The organism is Acidovorax sp. SUPP1855, assembly GCF_030158955.1.
In the GTDB taxonomy this organism is placed as follows: Bacteria; Pseudomonadota; Gammaproteobacteria; order Burkholderiales; family Burkholderiaceae_C; genus Paracidovorax.
On sequence record NZ_BQXI01000021.1, the window covers coordinates 64771 to 85192 of the forward strand.

The 20422-nt window shown below is 67.6% G+C and carries 19 protein-coding genes and 1 tRNA gene; 12 read left to right on the plus strand and 8 right to left on the minus strand.

Going from position 1 to position 20422, the window contains the following annotated elements:
* The first annotated feature begins 6 nt into the window (after nt 1-6).
* The 9 genes from rseP to AVMA1855_RS17720 are packed head-to-tail and all read left to right on the plus strand — an operon-like array spanning nt 7 to nt 9162.
* Entirely contained in the window at nt 7-1371 is a 1365-nt protein-coding gene (gene rseP / locus AVMA1855_RS17680; protein ID WP_284426715.1) for an RIP metalloprotease RseP, read from the plus strand.
* Nucleotides 1372-1413: 42 nt separating this feature from the next.
* Nucleotides 1414-3711: an outer membrane protein assembly factor BamA gene (gene bamA / locus AVMA1855_RS17685; protein ID WP_272568493.1), complete on the plus strand. Its 2298-nt coding sequence runs from the start codon at nt 1414-1416 to the stop codon at nt 3709-3711.
* A complete protein-coding gene (locus AVMA1855_RS17690; RefSeq protein WP_272568495.1) occupies nt 3711-4238 on the plus strand; it encodes an OmpH/Skp family outer membrane protein in 528 nt (175 codons plus the stop codon). The genes bamA and AVMA1855_RS17690 overlap by 1 nt, the downstream gene beginning before the upstream one ends.
* Before the next feature lie 27 nt (nt 4239-4265).
* The gene (gene lpxD, locus AVMA1855_RS17695; protein WP_284426716.1) at nt 4266-5246 is read left to right on the plus strand and encodes a UDP-3-O-(3-hydroxymyristoyl)glucosamine N-acyltransferase; all 981 of its coding nucleotides are present in this window, start codon (nt 4266-4268) and stop codon (nt 5244-5246) included.
* A 13-nt stretch (nt 5247-5259) separates the two neighbouring features.
* Nucleotides 5260-5700 (plus strand): 3-hydroxyacyl-ACP dehydratase FabZ, encoded by a 441-nt coding sequence (gene fabZ / locus AVMA1855_RS17700; RefSeq protein WP_092744676.1) that lies wholly within the window; start codon nt 5260-5262, stop codon nt 5698-5700.
* A gap of 22 nt (nt 5701-5722) precedes the next feature.
* Nucleotides 5723-6514 carry an acyl-ACP--UDP-N-acetylglucosamine O-acyltransferase gene (gene lpxA, locus AVMA1855_RS17705; RefSeq protein WP_284411994.1) on the plus strand — a complete coding sequence of 264 codons (792 nt, stop codon included), beginning with the start codon at nt 5723-5725 and terminating at the stop codon, nt 6512-6514.
* A gap of 5 nt (nt 6515-6519) precedes the next feature.
* Nucleotides 6520-7689: a lipid-A-disaccharide synthase gene (gene lpxB, locus AVMA1855_RS17710; protein ID WP_284426717.1), complete on the plus strand. Its 1170-nt coding sequence runs from the start codon at nt 6520-6522 to the stop codon at nt 7687-7689.
* Complete coding sequence (gene rnhB / locus AVMA1855_RS17715; protein WP_284426718.1) at nt 7661-8383, plus strand: ribonuclease HII; 723 nt, start codon at nt 7661-7663, stop codon at nt 8381-8383. The genes lpxB and rnhB overlap by 29 nt, the downstream gene beginning before the upstream one ends.
* Nucleotides 8380-9162, plus strand: a complete 783-nt coding sequence (locus tag AVMA1855_RS17720) for a TrmH family RNA methyltransferase (protein ID WP_284426719.1) — start codon at nt 8380-8382, stop codon at nt 9160-9162. Before rnhB ends, AVMA1855_RS17720 begins: the two co-directional genes overlap by 4 nt.
* A 132-nt stretch (nt 9163-9294) precedes the next feature.
* Here the strand turns inward: AVMA1855_RS17720 and AVMA1855_RS17725 are convergent, their stop codons facing one another.
* The 6 genes from AVMA1855_RS17725 to AVMA1855_RS17750 form a co-directional block, all read right to left on the minus strand.
* Complete coding sequence (locus AVMA1855_RS17725; RefSeq protein ID WP_284426720.1) at nt 9295-9780, minus strand: hemerythrin domain-containing protein; 486 nt, start codon at nt 9778-9780, stop codon at nt 9295-9297.
* A gap of 289 nt (nt 9781-10069) precedes the next feature.
* Nucleotides 10070-10145 (minus strand) — tRNA-Thr (locus tag AVMA1855_RS17730).
* A gap of 11 nt (nt 10146-10156) precedes the next feature.
* The gene (locus AVMA1855_RS17735) at nt 10157-11164 is read right to left on the minus strand and encodes a class 1 fructose-bisphosphatase (RefSeq protein ID WP_272568522.1); all 1008 of its coding nucleotides are present in this window, start codon (nt 11162-11164) and stop codon (nt 10157-10159) included.
* Nucleotides 11165-11195: 31 nt separating this feature from the next.
* On the minus strand, nt 11196-13916 hold the full coding sequence (gene pepN / locus AVMA1855_RS17740) for an aminopeptidase N (RefSeq protein ID WP_284426733.1): 2721 nt from the start codon (nt 13914-13916) through the stop codon (nt 11196-11198).
* 25 nt (nt 13917-13941) lie between these two features.
* A protein-coding gene (gene prfB / locus AVMA1855_RS17745; RefSeq protein ID WP_272552141.1) for a peptide chain release factor 2 occupies nt 13942-15046 on the minus strand; the annotation gives its coding sequence in 2 pieces (ribosomal slippage) (nt 13942-14964 and nt 14966-15046; 1104 coding nt in all).
* Between the two features lie 186 nt (nt 15047-15232).
* Nucleotides 15233-16186, minus strand: a complete 954-nt coding sequence (locus AVMA1855_RS17750) for an alpha/beta fold hydrolase (protein WP_284426721.1) — start codon at nt 16184-16186, stop codon at nt 15233-15235.
* A gap of 174 nt (nt 16187-16360) precedes the next feature.
* Here AVMA1855_RS17750 and AVMA1855_RS17755 point away from each other — a divergent pair, with 174 nt between their 5' ends.
* The 3 genes from AVMA1855_RS17755 (at nt 16361) to plsY (ending at nt 18665) form a co-directional block, all read left to right on the plus strand.
* Nucleotides 16361-17422 (plus strand): aldo/keto reductase, encoded by a 1062-nt coding sequence (locus AVMA1855_RS17755; RefSeq protein ID WP_284426722.1) that lies wholly within the window; start codon nt 16361-16363, stop codon nt 17420-17422.
* Complete coding sequence (locus tag AVMA1855_RS17760; RefSeq protein ID WP_284412002.1) at nt 17419-17922, plus strand: aminoacyl-tRNA deacylase; 504 nt, start codon at nt 17419-17421, stop codon at nt 17920-17922. Before AVMA1855_RS17755 ends, AVMA1855_RS17760 begins: the two co-directional genes overlap by 4 nt.
* 107 nt (nt 17923-18029) lie before the next feature.
* The gene (gene plsY / locus AVMA1855_RS17765) at nt 18030-18665 is read left to right on the plus strand and encodes a glycerol-3-phosphate 1-O-acyltransferase PlsY (protein WP_284398703.1); all 636 of its coding nucleotides are present in this window, start codon (nt 18030-18032) and stop codon (nt 18663-18665) included.
* 39 nt (nt 18666-18704) lie between these two features.
* Here the strand turns inward: plsY and AVMA1855_RS17770 are convergent, their stop codons facing one another.
* Nucleotides 18705-19724: an HD-GYP domain-containing protein gene (locus AVMA1855_RS17770; protein WP_272568533.1), complete on the minus strand. Its 1020-nt coding sequence runs from the start codon at nt 19722-19724 to the stop codon at nt 18705-18707.
* Between the two features lie 10 nt (nt 19725-19734).
* Nucleotides 19735-20382 (minus strand): retropepsin-like aspartic protease family protein, encoded by a 648-nt coding sequence (locus AVMA1855_RS17775; RefSeq protein ID WP_284426723.1) that lies wholly within the window; start codon nt 20380-20382, stop codon nt 19735-19737.
* Between the last annotated feature and the right edge of the window lie 40 nt (nt 20383-20422).

Sequence of the window (20422 nt, forward strand, 5' to 3'; positions counted from 1 at the left end):
GACACCATGTTGCTGACCGTCATTGCCTTCATCGTCGCGCTGGGCGTGCTCATCGCCGTCCATGAATACGGCCACTACCGCGTAGCGGTCGCCTGCGGCGTGAAGGTGCTTCGTTTTTCGGTGGGTTTCGGCAAACCCCTGCTGCGCTGGCAGCCCAAGGGATCGCCCACGGAGTTCGTCATCGGCGCGTTTCCCCTGGGCGGGTATGTGCGCATGCTGGACGAGCGCGAGGCCCCCGTCGATGCCCATGAGCGCCACCTGTCGTTCAATGCCAAGCCGTTGCGATCCCGCGCTGCGATCGTGGCAGCGGGCCCGGCGGCCAATCTGCTGCTCGCCGTGCTGCTGTACGCCGCAGTGAACTGGATGGGCGTGGAGGAGCCGAAGGCGGTTCTCGCCAGCCCCGTGCCCGGGTCCGTGGCCCAGAAAGCCGGCCTGCAAGGCGGCGAGCTCGTGCTGGAAGCGGCCCTCGGCAACGAAGAATCCGAGCCAGTGCGATCCTTCGAAGACCTGCGCTGGCTCCTGACCCGCGGCGCGCTCGACGGCACCGACGTCCGCCTGCAGGTGCAGCCGTCGCCCGGGGCGCCGCAGCGCCAGATGGTGCTGGAACTCGCGCAATTCGATGCGCGGGAGGCGGATGCGCAGCTCTTTCGCAAGATCGGCATCGTGGGTCCGTGGACGCGGCCCGTGCTCGGCGAGGTGGTCCAGGGTGGCCCGGCGCAACGCGCCGGATTGCGGCAGGGGGACCTGATCGTCAGGTTGGGTGCGACCAATGTGGTGGATGGTCAGCAACTGCGGGAGCTCATCCGTGCATCGGTCAGTGGCGGGGTGGCCGTATCCCAGCCGTGGCGCATCGAACGCGGCGGCCAGACCTTGACGCTGGATGTACTGCCGGATTTGCACAGCGAGCCTTCGGGCCCGGTCGGCCGCGTGGGAGCGTTCGTGGGCGCCCAGCCGGAGTTCGTGACCGTGCGGCACGGGCCGCTCGAAGGACTGTGGAATGGGGTGGTCCGCACCTGGGAGGTTTCGGCACTGACCCTGCGCATGATGGGGCGCATGGTGATCGGCGAGGCCTCGCTCAAGAACCTCAGCGGCCCGCTCACCATCGCCGATTACGCGGGTCGTTCGGCCAGCATGGGGCTGACCCAGTATCTGGTGTTTCTGGCCCTCATCAGCGTGAGCCTGGGCGTGCTGAACCTGCTTCCGCTGCCGGTTTTGGACGGTGGGCACCTGATGTATTATCTTTGGGAAGGCGTGACCGGCAAGGGCGTGTCCGACGCCTGGATGGAGCGATTGCAGCGCGGCGGCGTGGCGGTGCTTCTCCTGATGATGTCCATCGCCCTGTTCAACGATATCACCCGGCTTTTTGGCTAACCTTTTTGCCGCGCGCGTTCACCGCGCGGTACCAGTTCACTCATGAAAAAACAATTCAATCGCTTGGGCGTGCGCAAGGCTTGTGCCGTGGCCGCCATGGTTTTTGCTGCCAATGCGGCATGGGCCCTGGAGCCGTTCAAGGTGCAGGATATCCGGGTGGAGGGTTTGCAGCGCGTCGAGCCGGGCACGATCTTCGCATCGATGCCGCTGCGGGTGGGTGACGACTACAACGACGAGAAGGGCGCTGCGGCGATCCGTGCGCTGTTCGCGCTGGGCCTGTTCAAGGACGTGCGCCTGGAGGCCAGCGGCAACGTGCTCGTGGTGGTCGTGGAAGAGCGTCCCACCATCGCCGACGTGGACTTCGCCGGTGCCCGCGAATTCGACAAGGACACGCTCAAGAAAGCCATGCGCGATGTGGGCCTGACCGAAGGCCGGCCTTTCGACAAGGCGCTGGCCGACCGCGCGGAGCAGGAGCTCAAGCGCCAGTACATCAACAAGAGCCTGTACGGCGCCGAGGTCGTGACCACGGTCACCCCCATCGAGCGCAACCGCGTCAACCTCACGTTCACGGTCACCGAAGGCGAGCCCGCGCGCATCAAGGAAATCCACTTGGTGGGCAACAAGGCCTTCAGCGAATCGACGCTCAAAGGGCTGTTCGACCAGGACACGGGCGGCTGGCTCAGCTGGTACACCAAGTCGGACCGCTATTCCCGCACCAAGCTGAACGCCGATCTGGAAACCCTGCGTTCCTACTATCTGGCGCGCGGCTACCTCGAGTTCCGTATCGACTCCACGCAGGTGGCCATCTCCCCGGACAAGCAGGACATCACGATCACCGTCAACGTGACCGAAGGCCAGCGCTACGTGGTCTCCGGCGTGAAGATCGAAGGCAATTACCTGGACCGCGACGACGAGTTCAAGTCGCTGATCACCATCCAGCCCGGCGAGCCCTACAACGCCGACAAGGTGGCCGAAACCACCAAGGCATTCACCGACTACTTCGGCAATTTCGGCTTCGCGTTCGCGCGTGTCGAAGCGGTGCCCGAAGTGGACCGCGAGAACAACCGCGTTGCCCTGGTGCTGCGCGCCGAGCCGGCCCGCCGTGCCTACGTGCGCCGCATCAACGTGAGCGGCAACAACCGCACGCGCGACGAAGTGATCCGCCGCGAGTTCCGCCAGTACGAAGCCTCCTGGTACGACGGCGACAAGATCAAGCTGTCCCGTGACCGCGTAGACCGCCTGGGCTTCTTCACCGAAGTCAATGTGGAAACGCAGGAAGTGCCGGGCTCGGCCGATCAGGTGGACCTGGTGGTGAACGTGGCCGAAAAGCCCACCGGTTCGCTGCAGCTGGGCGCGGGCTTCTCAAGTGCGGAAAAGGTCTCGCTGTCGTTCAGCATCAAGCAAGAGAATGTGTTCGGTTCGGGCAACTACCTCGGGGTGGACGTCAACACCAGCAAGTACCGCCGCACGCTGGTGTTCAGCACCACCAACCCGTACTTCACGCGGGACGGCATCTCGCGCACGCTCGATCTGTACTACCGCACTGACAAGCCGTACGAGGACCAGGGCGGCAACTACGAGCTGATCACTGCGGGTACCAGTGTGCGTTTCGGCATCCCCTTCAGCGAAACCGATACCGTGTTCTTCGGGGGCGGCCTCGAACAGACGCGGATCAAGCTGGGCACCAACATTCCCGCTGCGTACCTGTCGTATGCCACGACCTACGGCTCCAGCAGCACCGCGATTCCGCTCACGATCGGCTGGTCGCGCGATGACCGCGACAGCGCCTTGGCACCCAATTCGGGCCGCTACCAGCGCCTGAACACCGAATGGTCGGTGGCCGGCGATGCGCGCTATGTCCGCGGCAATTACCAGTTCCAGCAGTATGTGCCGCTGAACAAGAAGTTCACCATGGCCTTCAACAGCGAGTTCGGCTGGGGCAAGGGCATGAACGGCCGGCCGTTCCCGGTGTTCAAGAACTACTACTCGGGCGGCCTGGGCTCCGTGCGCGGTTTCGACCAGGGCACGCTGGGTCCACGCGACGTGACGGGTGCGTCGCTGGGCGGACCGAAGAAGGTCACGCTCAATGCCGAGTTGATCGCACCGTTCCCAGGTGCGGGCAACGACCGCACGCTGCGCGTGTTCACTTTCGTGGATGCGGGCAACGTGTATGGCGAAGATGAAAAGGTCACCCTCAGCGACATGCGTGTCTCTGCCGGCCTGGGCCTGAGCTGGATTTCTCCGCTCGGTCCGCTTCGCCTCGCTTTTGCGCAACCGGTGCGCAAGTTCGCCGGCGATAGAATCCAGAAACTGCAATTCCAGATCGGAACGTCTTTCTAATGAAATCTCTCTCCCGCCATATTCCCCTCGTTCTCTTGCTGGGCACGCTCGGTGCAGCCGTGCCTGCACAGGCGCAGGAGTTCAAGGCCGGCTTCGTCAACACCGACCGCATCTTCCGCGAGGCCAGCACCGCCAAGGCGGCCCAGGCCAAGCTGGAGCAGGAGTTCTCCCGTCGTGAGAAGGACCTCGTGGAGCAGGGCAACAGCCTGAAGTCCGCCACCGAGAAGTTCGAGCGCGAAGCGCCCACGATGGCCGAGAGCCAGCGCACGGCCCGCCAGCGCCAGCTGGTCGACCAGGACCGCGACTTCCAGCGCAAGCGCCGCGAGTTCCAGGAAGACCTGGGCGCCCGCAAGAACGAAGAGCTGGGCCAGGTGCTCGAGCGCGCCAACAAGGTCGTCAAGCAAGTTGCCGAGGCCGAGAAGTACGACGTGATCCTTCAGGAAGCCGTCTACATCAACCCCAAGCACGACATCACCGACAAAGTGATCAAGGCACTGAATGCCGCTGCTGCCACGCCCGCCAAGTGATGGCCGTCGGCTGACGGGGCGCGCGGCGTGAGCCTCTCTCTGGGGCAGATCGTCGATGCGCTGGGCGGCACGCTGGAGGGGGGCGAGAGGGACGGAGAGATCCACCGCATCGCTCCCCTGGAGTCTGCAGGTCCCGGTGACCTGGCTTTTTTAAGCCATCCGCGCTACCAGCAGCAACTGGCCGCCTCCCGGGCGGCCTGTGTCATTGTGGCGCCATCGATGCGCGAGGCCGGGCTGGCCCGGGGGGCGTGCATCGTCGCGGACGAGCCGTACGTGTATTTCGCGCGTGCCACGCAGCTGTGGAAGCGCGCGCACGCCGTGGCGGTGCCGCAGGGCATCCATCCCAGCGCGGTGGTGGACCCGGACGCCACGGTGCATCCCACGGCCTTCATCGGCCCGCTGTGCGTGGTGGAGCGCGGTGCGCGCGTGGGTGCAGGCACGGTGCTCAAATCGCGGGTGACGCTGGGCGAGGACTGCCACATCGGCGATCGCTGCATCGTGCATGCCGGCGTGGTGATCGGGGCCGACGGCTTCGGCTTCGCGCCGCAGGGCGGCGAGTGGATCAAGATCGAGCAGCTGGGGGCCGTGCACATCGGCAATGACGTCGAGATCGGCGCCAACACCTGCATCGACCGCGGCGCACTGGAAAACACGGTCATCGAAGATGGCGTGAAGCTCGACAACCTCATCCAGATCGGCCACAACGTGCGCATCGGCCGGCATTCCGCCATGGCGGGGTGCGTGGGGGTGGCGGGCAGCGCGACCATCGGCGCGCATTGCACGGTGGGGGGCGGAGGCATCGTGCTGGGGCATCTCGAACTGGCCGACCACGTGCACGTGTCGGCGGCCACGGTGGTCACGCGATCGCTGACCCGGCCGGGTCAATACACCGGCATGTTCCCCATCGACGAAAATGCGAAGTGGGAAAAAAACGCGGCCACGCTCAAGCAGCTTCACAGCCTGCGCGAACGGATCAAGGCCCTCGAACAAACTCGAAAAGACGGTTAGACCGCATCTTCCAATGATGGATATCCACCAAATTCTCAAGCTCTTGCCGCACCGCTATCCGTTTCTGCTGGTGGACCGCGTGGTCGAACTCGAAAGGGGCAAGCGCATCCAGGCGCTCAAGAACGTCACGATCAACGAGCCTTTCTTCACGGGGCATTTCCCGAGCCGGCCCGTGATGCCCGGCGTGCTCATGCTCGAGGCCCTGGCGCAGGCCGCGGGCCTGCTGTCTTTCGACATGATGGGCGAGGCGCCCGGCGACGACAAGGTGTTCTATTTCGTCGGCATCGACGGTGCGCGTTTCAAGCGCCCGGTGGAGCCGGGCGACCAGCTCATCCTGGAAGTGGATCTGGACCGTATCAAGGGCGGCATCTACAAGTTCAAGGGCCTGGCACGCGTGGGCGACAGCGTGGCCTGCGAGGCCGAGATCATGTGCACCATGCGCACCGTGGGCTGACGCTGCGAGGGCAGGGCGGCACGTGACCAGCAGCATCCACTCCACAGCCATCGTCGACCCCGCAGCGCGGATCGACGCCTCCGCGGCCATCGGCCCCTATGCGGTGATCGGCCCGCACGTGACGATCGGTGCGCGCACCTCGGTGGGCGCGCACTGCGTCATCGAAGGGCGCACCACGATCGGCGAAGACAACCGGATCTTCCAGTTCGCCTCCCTGGGCGCCGCGCCGCAGGACAAGAAGTACGCCGGCGAGCCCACCGAGCTGCGCATCGGCGACCGCAACACGATCCGCGAGTTCTGCACGTTCAACACCGGCACGGCGCAGGACCGGGGCGTGACCACGATCGGCAACGACAACTGGGTGATGGCCTATGTGCACATTGCCCACGACTGCGTGGTCGGCCACCACACCGTTCTGGCCAACAACGCCACGCTGGCCGGCCATGTGCACGTGGGTGACCACGCCATCATCGGCGGCCTCACGGGCGTGCACCAGTTCACCAAGGTGGGCGCGCATGTCATGGCGGGGTTCGCCAGCCACATCTCGCAGGACGTGCCCCCCTTCATGATGGTGGACGGCAACCCGCTGTCCGTGCGCGGGTTGAACCTCGAAGGCCTGCGCCGGCGCGGGTTCTCGGCCGACCGGCTCGCCGCGATCAAGCAGGCGCACCGCCTGCTGTATCGCCAGGGCCTCACGCTGGACGCGGCGCGGCAGGCGATCGCCGAACTGCCGTCGGTCCACGGCGAGGCCGCGCCCGACATCGCGCTGCTGCTGGATTTCATCGCCAACTCCTCGCGCGGCATCGCGCGCTGACCGCGATGGCGCCTTCCCTCCAACCGGCACCGCGCATCGCGATGGTGGCAGGCGAAACCTCTGGCGATCTGCTCGCGGGCCTGCTGCTCGACGGCCTGCAGGCACAGTGGCCTGGCGTGGTGGGGCAGGGCATCGGCGGGCCGCAGATGCAGCGGCGGGGCTTCACGGCCTGGTGGCCCAGCGAGCGCCTGGCCGTGCACGGCTACAGCGTCGAGCTGCTGCGCCGGCTCTGGGGCATCGTGCAGATCCGCAAGCAATTGCGGCGTCGGCTGCTCGCGGACCCGCCGCAGGTCTTCATCGGCGTGGATGCGCCCGACTTCAACCTGGGGCTCGAATCCGACCTGCGCGTGGCCGGGATCAAGACGGTGCACTTCGTGTGCCCGTCGATCTGGGCCTGGCGTGCCGAACGCATCGAGAAAATCAAGCGCAGCGCCGACCACGTGCTGTGCATCTTCCCGTTCGAGCCCGCGCTACTGGCCCGCCACGGCATTGCCGCCACTTACGTCGGCCATCCGCTCGCCAATGTGATTCCCATGCAGCCGGACCGCGAGGCGGCGCGGGCCGGGCTGGGTCTGGCCCCAGGCGACGAGGTGCTGGCCATCCTGCCGGGCAGCCGTTCGGCCGAGGTGGACTACATCGCCGCGCCGTTCCTGCGGGCGGCGGCCTTGCTGCGCCAGGCGCGCCCCGCGTTGCGCATGGTCATTCCGGCCGTACCGGCGCTGCGCACGCGCATCGAGCAGGTGGTGCGCGAATGCGGCATGGCCGAGGCGGTGCAGGTCGTCGAAGGCCAGTCGCACACCGTGCTGGCGGCCTGCGACTGCACGCTGATCGCCAGCGGCACGGCCACGCTGGAGGCGGCCCTGTTCAAGCGGCCCATGGTGATCGGCTACCACATGCACCCCATCAGCTGGCGCCTCATGCGGCGCAAGCAGCTGCAGCCGTGGGTGGGGCTGCCCAACATCCTTTGCGGCGAGTTCGTCGTGCCCGAGCTGATCCAGGACGCTGCCACCCCTGAGGCGCTGGCCGCGGCCGTCACGCAGTGGCTCGACGCGCCCACGCACTCCCCCGACACGCTGGCAGCTCTGGAGCAGCGCTTCACCGCGCTGCACGAAGCCCTGCGCCGCGACACCCCCCGATTGGCCGCCGATGCGATCCAGAAAATCCTTGCCGCCTGAGCAGGCGGCCCTGCCGTGGCATCCCCCAGGCCTGGTGGCCGGGGTGGACGAAGCCGGGCGCGGTCCGCTGGCCGGCCCGGTGGTGGCTGCCGCCGTGATCCTCGACGATCAGAATCCGATCGCCGGGCTGGCCGATTCCAAGACATTGACCGCCGCGCGCCGCGAAGCGCTGTACGACGAGATCCGCGCCAAGGCCCTGTGCTGCGCGGTGGCCGAGGCCAGCGTGCAGGAGATCGACACCATCAACATCCTGCAGGCGACCATGCTGGCCATGCAGCGCGCGGTGCAGGGGCTGCGCCTGAAGCCCGTGCGCGTGCTGGTGGACGGCAACCGGCTGCCCGTGCTGGAAGTGCCCGCGGACGCCATCGTCAAGGGCGATGCGCTGGTGCAGGCCATTTCTGCGGCGTCGATCCTGGCCAAGGTCACGCGCGACCGCTGGTGTGCGCAATTGCACCTGGAATATCCCCAATACGGTTTTGCCGGCCACAAGGGATATGGGACGGCCGAACACATGGCGGCGCTGCAGCAGCATGGCGCTTGCCCGCACCACCGCCGCTCGTTTTCGCCCGTGGCCGCGGCTCTCGTCCGGGGCAACGCGGCGGTGCTCCCGCTGCCTGAGGTGCCTACCGTGAATGGGTCGCACGCGTTGCCGGCGCCGCAGGGCCTGGTGCGGGCGGAATGGCAGCCGGCATGACCTCGGACAACGTCACCTTCGTTCAGTCGCGCGACAACGCGTTCGTCAAGGACCTGCGGCGCCTGGCGCAGGACAGCAGCGCCTACCGCAAGCAGGGCCGTGTGTGGCTGGAAGGCGACCACCTGTGCCGTGCGGCGCTGGCCCGGGGACTGCAGCCAGCGGTGGCCGTGTATGCGGAGTCTTTTTGGCCTGCAGCGCAAGAAAGCTACTGGCATGCTGCTATCAAAAACATAGTAATCGCCGACCCCCTCTGGGCGGACGTGAGCGGCCTTGAATCGCCGGCGCGCATGGGCTTCGTGCTGGAGATGCCCGCGGCCGCCGCGTTGGTGCCCGGCGTGTCCACCGTGGTGCTCGATCGCCTGCAGGACGCCGGCAATGTGGGGTCCATCCTGCGCAGCGCGTCGGCATTCGGTTTCGGACAGATCGCGGCCATCAAGGGCACGGCGGCGCTGTGGAGCGCCAAGGTGCTGCGGGCCGGCATGGGGGCCCACTTCGGCCTGCGGCTGGTGGAGGGGCTCGATGCGACGGACATCGATGCGCTCGGCCTGCCCCTGCTGGCGACCAGTTCGCACGGCGGCGAATTCCTGCACCGGGCGCAACTGCCCTGGCCTTGTGGGTGGGTCATGGGGCATGAAGGGCAGGGCGTGTCGCCAGCGCTGCAGGAGCGCGCGAGTCGCCTGATCCGCATCGCCCAGCCGGGCGGGGAAGAATCGTTGAATGTGGGTGCGGCGGCCGCGATCTGCCTGCATGCGAGCGCTGCGGAGACGGGCCGCACCTGACGGCCTGGCCCACAGGCTTTCAGCAGACGCTGCTCAGGGCGGCGGCGAGAGAGAGGGCGGTAAGTGCCTCGCAGCGCCGACCCTGCGGTTCGCGGCAAGGCCGCCCTGAGGGAGGGCGGCCCGCCAGGGTCGTCAGGCCATTGCTTCTTCACCCGCCATCAGCTCTTCCTTGCGGGCTTCGAGCGCTTCGCGCATGGCCACGAGGTCGAGCTTGCGGGCGGCACGTGCCTTCGGAAAGATCTCGTTGCGCTCTTCTTTCACGTGGTGGTCGATGTACTCGCCCAGCACGGTCACCTTGGCATCGAACATTTCATCGGCGGCGCTGGCGGCCTCGATCTGCGCGATCAGGTCCTTGGCGCTGGCATGCTCCACTTCGGCTTCGGCCAGGAGGTCGGTGTCCTTGATGGCATCGCGCAGGGCGGGGTAGAAAATCTCTTCTTCGATCTGCGCATGCACCGTCAACTCGCGGCAGATCTGGCGCGCCAGTTCGAACCGCTGGGTGGCGGCCGCCTTGGAGCGGGACTCCATCAGCGACTCGTATTCCTTGAACATTTTCTTGACGGCGCGATGGTCCGCATCGAGCAGGGAGCAGGCGTCTCGGGGTGCATGGGTGGTCATGGGATTTCCTCGTCGATGGTTTGTGGGGAAGGCCATGCTGCACGGGTGGTCTACCCCCTGCCGTAGGACGCCAAGCCACGGGCCTGCGCGGGTTCGCCTGCGGCCGACATGCCGCTGGGGCAGGGCCATGGGCCCCATCGATCATTGGATGGGTTGCGGATGGTGCTGGCAACGTGCGTTGGCCACCGCCATTTAGCCGCTCGATGCCGGGCTGCTGTGCAGCGCCAGCACATGCGAGGCAGACACCAAAAGAAAAACCCCTGACTCTTTCGAATCAGGGGTTTCCATTTGGTGCCGGAGAGATGAATCGAACACCCGACCTTCTCATTACGAATGAGCTGCTCTACCGACTGAGCTACACCGGCGAAGACTGAAATTATATATCGGAATGGTAGCGTGTCACGCGTTCCACTTCATTTTTTGAGCCCAGCACCACGCTGACGCGCTCGTGCAACTGCGTGGGCTGGATGTCCAGGATGCGCTGCTTGCCGTTGGTGGCGGCGCCGCCGGCCTGCTCGACGAGCCAGCTCATGGGATTGGCCTCGTACATCAGGCGCAGCTTGCCGGGCTTGTTGGGTTCGCGCTTGTCCCAGGGGTACAGGAACACGCCGCCGCGCGTGAGGATGCGGTGCACGTCGGCCACCATGCTGGCGATCCAGCGCATGTTGAAGTCCTTGCCGCGCGGGCCTTCGGTGCCGGCCAGGCATTCGTCGATGTAGCGCTTGACCGGGGTGTCCCAGTGGCGCATGTTGCTCATGTTGATGGCGAATTCCTTGGTGTCCTCGGGAATGCGCACGTTCTCTTCCACCAGCACGAACGAGCCCTGCTCGCGGTCCAGCGTGAACATGGCGACGCCGTCGCCCACGGTGAGCACCAGCGTGGTCTGGGGGCCGTAGATGCAATAGCCCGCGGCCACCTGCTGGGTGCCGGCCTGCAGGAAGTCCTCGGTCATGACGCCGGGGTGGCCTTCGGGCTTTTTCAGCACGCTGAAGATGGTGCCGATGCTCACATTCACGTCGATGTTGGAGGAGCCGTCGAGCGGATCGAACAGCAGCAGGTACTCGCCCTGCGGATAGCGGTTGGGCACCACGTAGATGCTGTCCATCTCTTCGGATGCCATGGCCGCGAGGTGGCCGCCCCATTCGTTGGCTTCGATGAGCACTTCGTTGGCGATGATGTCCAGCTTCTTCTGGATCTCGCCCTGCACGTTCTCGCTGGCGGCCGTGCCCAGCACGCCGCCCAGCGCGCCCTTGTTCACGGCGTGGCTGATGCTCTTGCAGGCACGGGCGACCACTTCGAGCAACAGGCGCAACTGCGAGGGGATGAGGCCGTCCACCCGCTGCTGTTCGACGAGGTAGCGGGTGAGGCTGATGGTTTTTGCCATGGAGGGGGTTTCCTAAATTTTTTGGACGTGATCAGTCGGCCAGCGCGCGGGTGACCACCTCGCGCACGTCGTTGGACAGGTCGGGCTTGGCCGCCACGCGGGCGATGGCGTCGCGCGCTGCGCCGCGGTAGGGGTCGGCCAGCTTCTTCCAGCGGTCGAGCGCCCGGGCCAGGCGCGCCGCCACCTGCGGGTTGAGCGTGTCCAGCTCCAGAACGCGGTCGGCCCAGAACTGGTAGCCCGCCCCGTCCAGGCGGTGAAAGCCCCCGGGGTTGGCGCTGCAGTAGCTGAAGATCACGCTGCGCGCGCGGTTCGGGTTCTTGAGGCTGAAGTCCGCGTGCTTCATGAGCTGCTGCACGGCCGCCAGCACCTGCCCGCCGCGGTCGGGCGCGCCCGCCTGCAGCGAGAACCATTTGTCCAGCACCAGGGCCTCGTCCTTGAACAGGGCGTGAAAGCGCGCGAGTGCCGGCTCGGCCAGAGCATGGCCGCTGTACACCAGCGCCGTGAGGGCGTTGAAGCGGTCGGTCATGTTGCCCGCGTCCTTGAAGCGCTGGTACGCCTTGCCCGGCCACACGCTATCGCCCGTGGTGCGGGCCGCCAGGCACAGCATGGACAGCGCCAGGCCCGACAGCGCGCGGCGGCCGGCCGAGATCGCGTCGGGGCGGTAGGCGCCCGTGTCGTGGTGCTGCGCCCAGATGGCTTCCCACTCCGGCTGCAGCGCCACGGCGAGTTGCGCGCGCATCGCTTCGCGCACGGCGTGCACGCGCTGCGGGTCCACCACGTCCAGGTGCTCGGCGATGTAGCCCTCGGAGGGCAGGCTGAGCACCAGTTCCTTGAAGGCCGCGTCCAGCGCGGGGTGGCGCAGCACGCCGCGCATGGCCTCCACGAAGCTGTCGGGCACGATCGCTTGCTCGATGGGCGCGCCTGCCGGCGGATTGATTGCCTCGTTTGCTATCGTTTTGATAGCGATTCGCAGGGCCAGGCGCTGGCCTGCCTCCCAGCGGTTGAAGGCGTCGGTGTCGTGCGCCAGCAGGGCGAGCAGCTCGGCATCGCTGTAGTCGATGTCCAGCACCACGGGGGCGCTGAACCCGCGCAGCAGCGACGGCACGGGCTGGGAGCCCACGTTCACGAAGGTGAACGCATGGGTGGCCTCGGTCAGCACCACGGTGCGGTCCGCGCCGCCCGCGGCGGCCTCGCCCTCCAGTTGCAGCGGCAGTGCGCTGCCGTCCGCGCCCAGCAGGCCCAGGGCCACCGGGATCACGGCGGGCTCCTTGAGCGGCTGGCCGGGCGTGGGCGCGAGGCTTTGCGACAGCGTGAGCGTGTAGGTGCGCGCGGCGGCGTCGTACACGCCCGTGGCCTGCACGCGCGGCGTGCCGGCCTGCGAATACCAGCGCTTGAACTGCGGCAGCAGGCGGGCCAGGTCGCTGTCCGGGTTGGCATCGGCGATGGCCTGCGCGAAATCGTCGCAGGTGACCGCCTGCCCGTCGTGCCGCTCGAAGTACAGCTTCATGCCGCGCGCGAAGCCTTCGCGGCCCACCAGCGTGTGCATCATGCGCACGACCTCGGCACCCTTTTCGTAGATGGTGACGGTGTAGAAGTTGTTGATCTCGACGTAGCTGTCGGGCCGCACCGGGTGCGCCATGGGGCCGGCGTCCTCCGGGAACTGCGCGGTGCGCAGCACGCGCACGTCCTCGATGCGCTTGACGGCGCGGGCCGAGGGGCTGCCCGACAGGTCCTGGCTGAACTCCTGGTCCCGAAAGACCGTGAGGCCTTCCTTGAGCGACAGCTGGAACCAGTCGCGGCAGGTGACGCGGTTGCCGGTCCAGTTGTGGAAGTACTCGTGGCCCACCACGCTTTCGATGTTGCCGAAATCCACATCGGTCGCCGTGGCCTGGCTGGCCAGCACGTACTTCGTGTTGAAGATGTTCAGGCCCTTGTTCTCCATCGCGCCCATGTTGAAGTCGCTGGTGGCGACGATCATGAAGCGCTCCAGGTCGAGCGGCAGGCCGAAGCGCGCCTCGTCCCAGGCCACGCTGGCCATGAGGGAGTTCATGGCGTGCTCGGTCTTCTCCAGGTCGCCCGGGCGCACGTACACCTGCAGCAGGTGGTCGGCGCCGGAGCGCGAGCGGATGCGCTGCTCGCGCGCCACGAGCTTGCCGGCCACCAGCGCGAACAGGTAGCAGGGCTTCTTGTGCGGGTCCTGCCACTTGGCGAAATGGCGCGCGCCGTTGGGGCCGTCGTCCAGCGGGCCGTGGTCGATCAGGTTGCCGTTGGACAGCAGCACCGGGTAGGCGGCCTTGTCGGCGCGCAGCAGCACGGTGAAGCTGGCCATCACGTCCGGCCGGTCCAGGAAGTAGGTGATGCGCCGAAAGCCCTCGGCCTCGCACTGGGTGAAGAAGGTGCCCTGGCTCACGTAAAGGCCCGACAGCTGCGTGTTCTTGGTCGGAGAGCAGGTGGTGAAGATCTCCAGGTCGAAGGGCTCGTGGCCCTCCGGCAGGTTCTCCAGCACCAGCTGGCCGTTTTCCATCTTGAACGAGGTGCCTGCGCCGTTGACCAGCACGCGCGCCAGGTTCAGCTCGTCGCCATCGAGCCGCAGCGCGCCCGAAGGCACGTCCGCGTTGCGGCGCAGCCGCATCTTGTTGAGTACCCGGGTCTTGGCCGGGTCCAGGTCGAACGTGAGGTCCACCGTGTCGATCCAGAACGCGGGGGCGGTGTAGTCGGCACGGTGGATGGCCGTGGCGTGTCCTTCTCTCATCATGGCTTGGGGCTTTCCGGGCGCGTTACACGCCCTGCTTGAGGGAGGCTTCGATGAAGGCGTCGAGATCGCCGTCCAGCACCTTCTGGGTGGCGGAGATTTCGACGTTGGTGCGCAGGTCCTTGATGCGGCTGTTGTCCAGCACGTAGCTGCGGATCTGGTGGCCCCAGCCGACATCGGTCTTGGTGTCTTCCAGCTTCTGCTGCTCTTCCTGGCGCTTGCGCATCTCGAAGTCGTACAGGCGCGAGCGCAGGCGCTGCCATGCCACGTCGCGGTTGCTGTGCTGGCTGCGGCCATCCTGGCACTGAACGACGATGCCGGTTGGAATGTGCGTCAAACGCACGGCCGAATCGGTCTTGTTGATGTGCTGGCCGCCGGCGCCGCTGGCGCGGAAGGTGTCGGTGCGCACGTCGGCCGGGTTGATGTCGATCTGGATCGAGTCGTCGATCTCCGGATAGACGAACAGGCTGGCGAAGCTGGTGTGGCGCCCGCCGGACGAGTCGAACGGGCTCTTGCGCACCAGCCTGTGCACGCCGGTCTCGGTGCGCAGCAGGCCGTAGGCGTATTCGCCCTCGATCTTGATCGTGGCGCTCTTGATGCCGGCCACGTCGCCCGGTGTTTCGTCTTCCACCGTGGTCTTGAAGCCCTTGCGTTCGGCGTACTTGAGGTACTGGCGCAGCAGCATGCCCGCCCAGTCGCAGGCCTCGGTGCCGCCGGCGCCGGCCTGGATGTCCACGAAGCAGTTGAGCGGATCGGCCTCGTTGCTGAACATGCGGCGGAACTCGAGCATCTCGATCTCGGGCTTGAGCTTGGCGGTCTCGGCCTCGATGGTCATCAGGCCGTCGTCGTCGCCTTCTTCCTTGCTCATGTCGAAGAGCTCGGTGTTGTCGGCCAGCTCGCGGGTGAGCCGCTCCAGCGTGAGCACCACGCCGTCCAGGCTCTTCTTTTCCTTGCCCAGCTCCTGGGCCTTCTTGGGGTCGTTCCAGACCGTGGGGTCTTCCAGCGAGGCGTTTACCGTGCGCAGGCGTTCGAATTTGGCATCGAAGTCAAAGATACCTCCGTAACTCTTGCGTGCGCACGGTCAGGTCGGAGAGGGTGTTGCCGATGAGGTTGATGCGTTCTGCGTCCATGGTGCGTGTCCTGAGTGTTCGGTGGAATAACCGGCGATTTTCTCACGCGATGCGCCGCACGCCCCCAATGCCCTTCCACGGGGCGCAGGGCGCTGCCGGCCGGCCCCGTTGCCGGGGCGCAAAACGGGCCGTTATTTCAAAAATGATAGCAAAACGCCCTAGTGGAATATGTGCTGGCGGCCTGTTTCATTCAGGGGTGCTCAGGAACGACTCGATCAGCGCCGCCACCGCGCCGGGCTGGTCGTGGTGCAGCATGTGCCCGGCGTCCTGGACCACGGCGGTGCGGCAATCGCGCACGTGGCGCAGGCGGGCGTGGTATTCGGGCAGGTCGTAGCAGTCCTTCCACCACAGGCCCATGCTGTCGTCGCTGGCCTCCACCGCGAGGGTGGGCGCGGTGATGCCGTCGTACAGGGCCAGCGCTTCCTCCACGCGGTAGATCTGCGAACTGGTGATCTTGTGCGCCGCATCGCCCAGGATGCGCCAGCGGCCCTGCGCGTCGGGCGCGGCCCACTGGCAGGCCAGCCAGGCGGCCTTGTCGGCGGACAGGCGCGGGTTGGTCTTGATGAGGCGCTGGGCCACGCCGTCGGCGCTGTCGTAGGCCTTGAGCGATTTCTCGCCGCGCTCCAGCGCCCGGATCTCGTCCATCCACTGCGCGTAGCGCCGGGGGGCCTGGTCGGGCGTGGTGGCCGGCAGGCCGAAGCCTTCCAGGTTCACCAGCCGGCGGATGCGCGCGGGCCGCACGCCGGCATAGGCCATGCACACGTTGCCGCCCATGCTGTGGCCCACCAGATCGACCGGCTGGCCGGGCGCGTAGTGGTCCAGCAGGTGATCCAGGTCGGCCAGGTAGTCGGCGAACACGTAGTGGTCGCAGGGCGCGGGCAGGCGGCTCAGGCCGAAGCCCCGCCAGTCGGGCGCGATGACCGTGCGGCCGGCGAAGAACGCCCGCGACAGCGCGTCCACCACGAACTGGTAGGAGGCGCCCACGTCCATCCAGCCGTGCATCAGCACCAGCGGGGGCCGAGAAGGGGAAGACGGGGAAGCGGAGGCGGGCGACGGCTCGCCGTTCCAGCGGCGAACGTGGTACTGCAGGGTGCGGACGGGGACGAATTCGCTCTGGGAGGCGCGGGCGGGCTGGTACATCGGGCGATTATTCGCGCAGGGCGCGGTGGCGTCAGTCAAGGCTGGGACAAGCGGGCGGCCGCTCGTTCGGGGCCCTGGCTGCGGGGGCCTTCGGGCATGCGGTGCGCTCGCTGCGGGAACAGGGAAAATCCATTATTCTGCCCAGCCCATCCGCAGCTTGTAGGTCCTCTCCCCATGCAAAAAATCCCATTGGGCGCCAGCGCGCTCCAGGTCACGCCCATCTGCCTGGGCACCATGACGTTCGGCGAACAGGTGGACGAAGCCACGGCCCATGCCATTCTCGACCGCTCGCTGGAGCGGGGCGTGAACTTCATCGACACCGCCGAGATGTACGCCGTGCCGGCGCGCGCCGAGACCTACGGCGCCACCGAGACCATCATCGGCCGCTGGTTCGCCAGCCGCCCCGGCGCCCGCGAAAAGACGGTGCTGGCCACCAAGGTGGCGGGCCCCTCGCGCGGCATGCCCTGGGTGCGCGAAGGCAAGGGAATGACCCCGGCCGACATCGTGGCCTCGTGCGACGCCAGCCTGCGCCGCCTGCAGACCGACGTGATCGACCTCTACCAGATCCACTGGCCCGAGCGCCATGTGCCCGCGTTCGGCACGGTGTACTACGACCCCGCCAAGGAAACCTCGGCCACGCCCATCCACGACCAGCTGCAGGCGCTGGCCGGGCTGGTGCAGGCCGGCAAGGTGCGCGCCATCGGCCTGTCCAACGAAACGCCTTACGGCGTGCACGAGTTCGTGCGGCTGGCCGAGCAGCATGGCCTGCCGCGCGTGGCCACGGTGCAGAACCCGTACTGCCTCATCAACCGCACCTGGGAAAACGGCATGGACGAGTCCTGTCACCGCCTGGGCGTGTCGCTGCTGGCGTATTCGCCCCTGGGCTTCGGGCTGCTGACGGGCAAGTACGACGCCAGCGGCACGACCGGCGACGGTGCGCCGAAAGGCGCGCGCATCGCCAGCTACGAATCGGTGCGCAAGCAGCGCTGGGGCCGGCCCGAGGCGCTGGAGGCCTCGCGCCGCTACAACGCGCTGGCGCGCGAGCACGGCCTCACGCCCACACAGATGGCGCTGGCGTTCTGCTACACCAAGTGGCAGGTGGCCAGCACCATCATCGGCGTGACCTCGCTGGCCCAGCTGGACGAAGACCTCGATGCCTGGGGCACGGTGCTCTCGCCCGAGCTGCTCGCGGCCATCGACGCGGTCCGCTGGGAACTGCGAGACCCGGCACTGTGAGCAAGAAGGCCGCCAAGGCCGCCCATGTGAGCGAAACCCCGGCCACCCAGTGGCTGCGGCGCCAGGGCGTGGCCTTCACCGAGCACCCCTACGACTACGTGGAGCACGGCGGCACCGCGCACAGCGCGGCCAGCCTGGGGCTGGACGAGCACGTCGTCGTCAAGACGCTGGTGATGCAGGACCAGGATGCGAAACCCCTCATCGTGCTCATGCACGGCGACCGCAAGGTGTCCACCAAGAACCTGGCGCGGCAGATCGGCGCCAAGTCGGTCGAGCCCTGCCAGCCCGAGGTGGCCAACCGCCACAGCGGGTATCTGGTGGGCGGCACCTCACCGTTCGGCACGCGGCGCGACATGCCGGTGTACATCGAGGAAAGCATCCTCGCGCTGCCGCGCATCGCCATCAACGGCGGCCGCCGGGGCTTTCTGGTGCAGATCGATCCGCAGGTGTGCGTGCAGCAGCTCGGTGCCAAACCGGTGCAGTGCGCGCTGGCAGAATAGGCCGCCCCGCCGAACCGGGGCCGCGCCTTCGGGGCGCCGGCCACCGGCCCCCCGTGGCGCCCGCCACCGGCCTCTCGTGACGCCCGCATCCTGAAGGAATTCCTACCTTGACCACCGTCTATTGCCTCCTGGCCACCGTGGCCGCCTACCTGCTGGGCTCGCTGTCGTTCGCCGTCATCGTGAGCCGCACCATGGGCCTGAACGATCCCCGCACCTATGGCAGCAAGAACCCCGGCGCCACCAACGTGCTGCGCTCCGGCTCCAAGGCCGCGGCTGTGATCACGCTGCTGCTCGATGCGGTCAAGGGCTGGCTGCCCGTGGTGCTGGTGCAGGCCTTCGGCAAGCCCTATGGCCTGGAGGACGGCACGGTGGCGCTGGTGGGCCTGGCGGCATTCCTCGGGCATCTGTGGCCCGTGTTCTTCCGCTTCGAGGGCGGCAAAGGCGTGGCCACGGCGCTGGGCGTGCTGGTTGGCATCAGCCCATGGCTGGGACTGGCCACGCTGCTGACCTGGGTCATCATCGCGTTCTTCTTTCGCTACTCGTCGGGCGCGTCGCTCGCGGCGGCGGTGTTCGCGCCGCTGTACTACGTGATGTTCGGCGGCGTGCTCTGGTACACCGAGGCGACCATCGGCGTGGCCATCGCCGCCATGTCGGCGCTGCTGGTGTGGCGGCACCGCGAAAACATCCGCCGCCTCATGGCCGGCACCGAATCCCGGCTGGGCCAGAAGAAGAAAAAGCCCTGAATCGAAGGGAACGGAGCCAGGCGGGGGGGAGCCGCCCGGTCAGGGCCGGCCCGCTGTGCTCACCAACCCCATCAGCCCGCTGCTGTGCTGGGCCGCGTAGTGGCCCAGGCGCACCAGCGTGCGGTGGTTGATCTCCACCTTCACCGCGGGCCGGGCCAGTGCCGACTGGATGCGTGGCCGGCCGCTGGCCGTCTGGTGCAGCCGGGGCTGGGCCAGGTGCTCGCCGTCGCGGTCGAGCAGGCTGGCCACCAGGGGGGAGTTGACCTTCTCGCTGCGGCGCAGCACCAGCGCGGTCTCGCCGTTGTCCAGCCGCACGAAGGTGCCGGGCGGGCACAGCCCGACGGCGCGCACCAGCGCATAGGTGACTTCATCGCGCCGGTCCACGTCCTGGCCCACGATGGCGCGCACCGAGTCCGTGGCGCTGCGGCCCGCACGCGACTTGCGCGGGCTGATCATCGCGGCGTAGCGGTCGATCGTGCCCAGGATGCGGCTGAGCCGGTCCTCGGCGGGCATGCCCGCCAGCGGCTGCGTCTCGGCCAACGGCGCATGGTGCTGGCCCACGACGTCCAGCCACAGCGGGTCCTTCACGTCCAGCTGCTCCAGCAGAGTCATGCTGCGCAGAGGGTGCGCCTCGATGGCCTCCTGCTGCGCGGGGCTGGGCCGCTCGCGCTGGCTGGCCAGCTCGTCCTGCAGCGCGGTCATGCCGATGTTCATGGTGATCGCGGCCCGCACCAGGCTGTCGCGCTCCAGGGAGGGCAGCTGCAGCTCGTGCGCGAGGATGTGGCACAGCGTGCCGCACACCAGGGCGTGCGAGGTGCTGTAGCCCACCGTGGAGGTGGAGGCCAGCTGGAACATCAGGTACAGCGCCGCGTCGATGTCGTGCGCCACCAGTTCCTGCAGCCACCGGTCGCACTGGCGCACCTTGGCGGGAAAGTCGTGCACCTGCAGGGGCCGCGAGAGGATCACCGCCAGGGCGGATTCCAGGTCCGACCACAGTCCGAGCAGGTCTTCGTATTCGCTGTCGGACGGCTCGCCGGCGCTGGGGGGGCTGTGGGGCATGGGGCGCGGGCTATTGGCGCTTTTCCAGCACCATCTGGTCGTTGATGCGGCTCATCTGGAACTCGTTCAGGAAACTGTTGCCCAGCAGCACGAAGGGCATGGCCTGGGGCGTGACGACGGCGTCCACGCCGAGCACCTCGACATCGCCGATGCGCACCGAATCGAGCTTGATCCGCCAGCCCTGTGCCGTGCCGTTGGCCGTGCCCAGCACCACGGGCTGCCCGCTGCGGTAGGCCAGGCCCATGCGCTCCGCCTCGGGCTGACCGATGGCCACGGTGCTGGCGCCGGTGTCCACCAGGTACTGCATCGGCCGGCCGTTGATGGTGCCGCTGTTCACGAAATGCCCGCGGCTGTCGGCGGTGAGCACCACGCGCCGGCCCGTGCCGGCGGCGCTGCGGCTGCCCACGCTGACCGGGGCCTCGCCCAGGATCAACGTGCGCCGCGCGCCGGCCAGCTCGACCACCGCCTCCTCGCGGCCGACCGAGACCACCTTCACGCCCTGGTGGCTTTCACCCGGGCCCACGCCGCGCGGCGCGCCGCCGTTTACGACCAGCAACGCCTTGCCGCCCAGGATGCCGGACAGCGCCACCGCCTGGGCGTGCGCCTGCCATGGCGCAAGCGCCAGGGCGGCAGCGAGGGGGAGGGCGCGCAGGAGCATGGAGGGGCAGCCTGGGGGGGGGCGGGCGGTGATGCGGCAG

What these genes read in the sequence shown, in the direction of transcription:
- rseP (WP_284426715.1), top strand. Translation starts at nt 7, where the DNA reads ATGTTGCTGACCGTCATTGCCTTCATCGTCGCGCTGGGCGTGCTCATC.
- bamA (WP_272568493.1), top strand. Translation starts at nt 1,414, where the DNA reads ATGAAAAAACAATTCAATCGCTTGGGCGTGCGCAAGGCTTGTGCCGTG.
- AVMA1855_RS17690 (WP_272568495.1), top strand. Translation starts at nt 3,711, where the DNA reads ATGAAATCTCTCTCCCGCCATATTCCCCTCGTTCTCTTGCTGGGCACG.
- fabZ (WP_092744676.1), top strand. Translation starts at nt 5,260, where the DNA reads ATGATGGATATCCACCAAATTCTCAAGCTCTTGCCGCACCGCTATCCG.
- lpxB (WP_284426717.1), top strand. Translation starts at nt 6,520, where the DNA reads ATGGCGCCTTCCCTCCAACCGGCACCGCGCATCGCGATGGTGGCAGGC.
- rnhB (WP_284426718.1), top strand. Translation starts at nt 7,661, where the DNA reads ATGCGATCCAGAAAATCCTTGCCGCCTGAGCAGGCGGCCCTGCCGTGG.
- AVMA1855_RS17720 (WP_284426719.1), top strand. Translation starts at nt 8,380, where the DNA reads ATGACCTCGGACAACGTCACCTTCGTTCAGTCGCGCGACAACGCGTTC.
- AVMA1855_RS17725 (WP_284426720.1), bottom strand. Translation starts at nt 9,780, where the DNA reads ATGACCACCCATGCACCCCGAGACGCCTGCTCCCTGCTCGATGCGGAC.
- AVMA1855_RS17735 (WP_272568522.1), bottom strand. Translation starts at nt 11,164, where the DNA reads ATGGCAAAAACCATCAGCCTCACCCGCTACCTCGTCGAACAGCAGCGG.
- pepN (WP_284426733.1), bottom strand. Translation starts at nt 13,916, where the DNA reads ATGAGAGAAGGACACGCCACGGCCATCCACCGTGCCGACTACACCGCC.
- AVMA1855_RS17750 (WP_284426721.1), bottom strand. Translation starts at nt 16,186, where the DNA reads ATGTACCAGCCCGCCCGCGCCTCCCAGAGCGAATTCGTCCCCGTCCGC.
- AVMA1855_RS17755 (WP_284426722.1), top strand. Translation starts at nt 16,361, where the DNA reads ATGCAAAAAATCCCATTGGGCGCCAGCGCGCTCCAGGTCACGCCCATC.
- AVMA1855_RS17770 (WP_272568533.1), bottom strand. Translation starts at nt 19,724, where the DNA reads ATGCCCCACAGCCCCCCCAGCGCCGGCGAGCCGTCCGACAGCGAATAC.
- AVMA1855_RS17775 (WP_284426723.1), bottom strand. Translation starts at nt 20,382, where the DNA reads ATGCTCCTGCGCGCCCTCCCCCTCGCTGCCGCCCTGGCGCTTGCGCCA.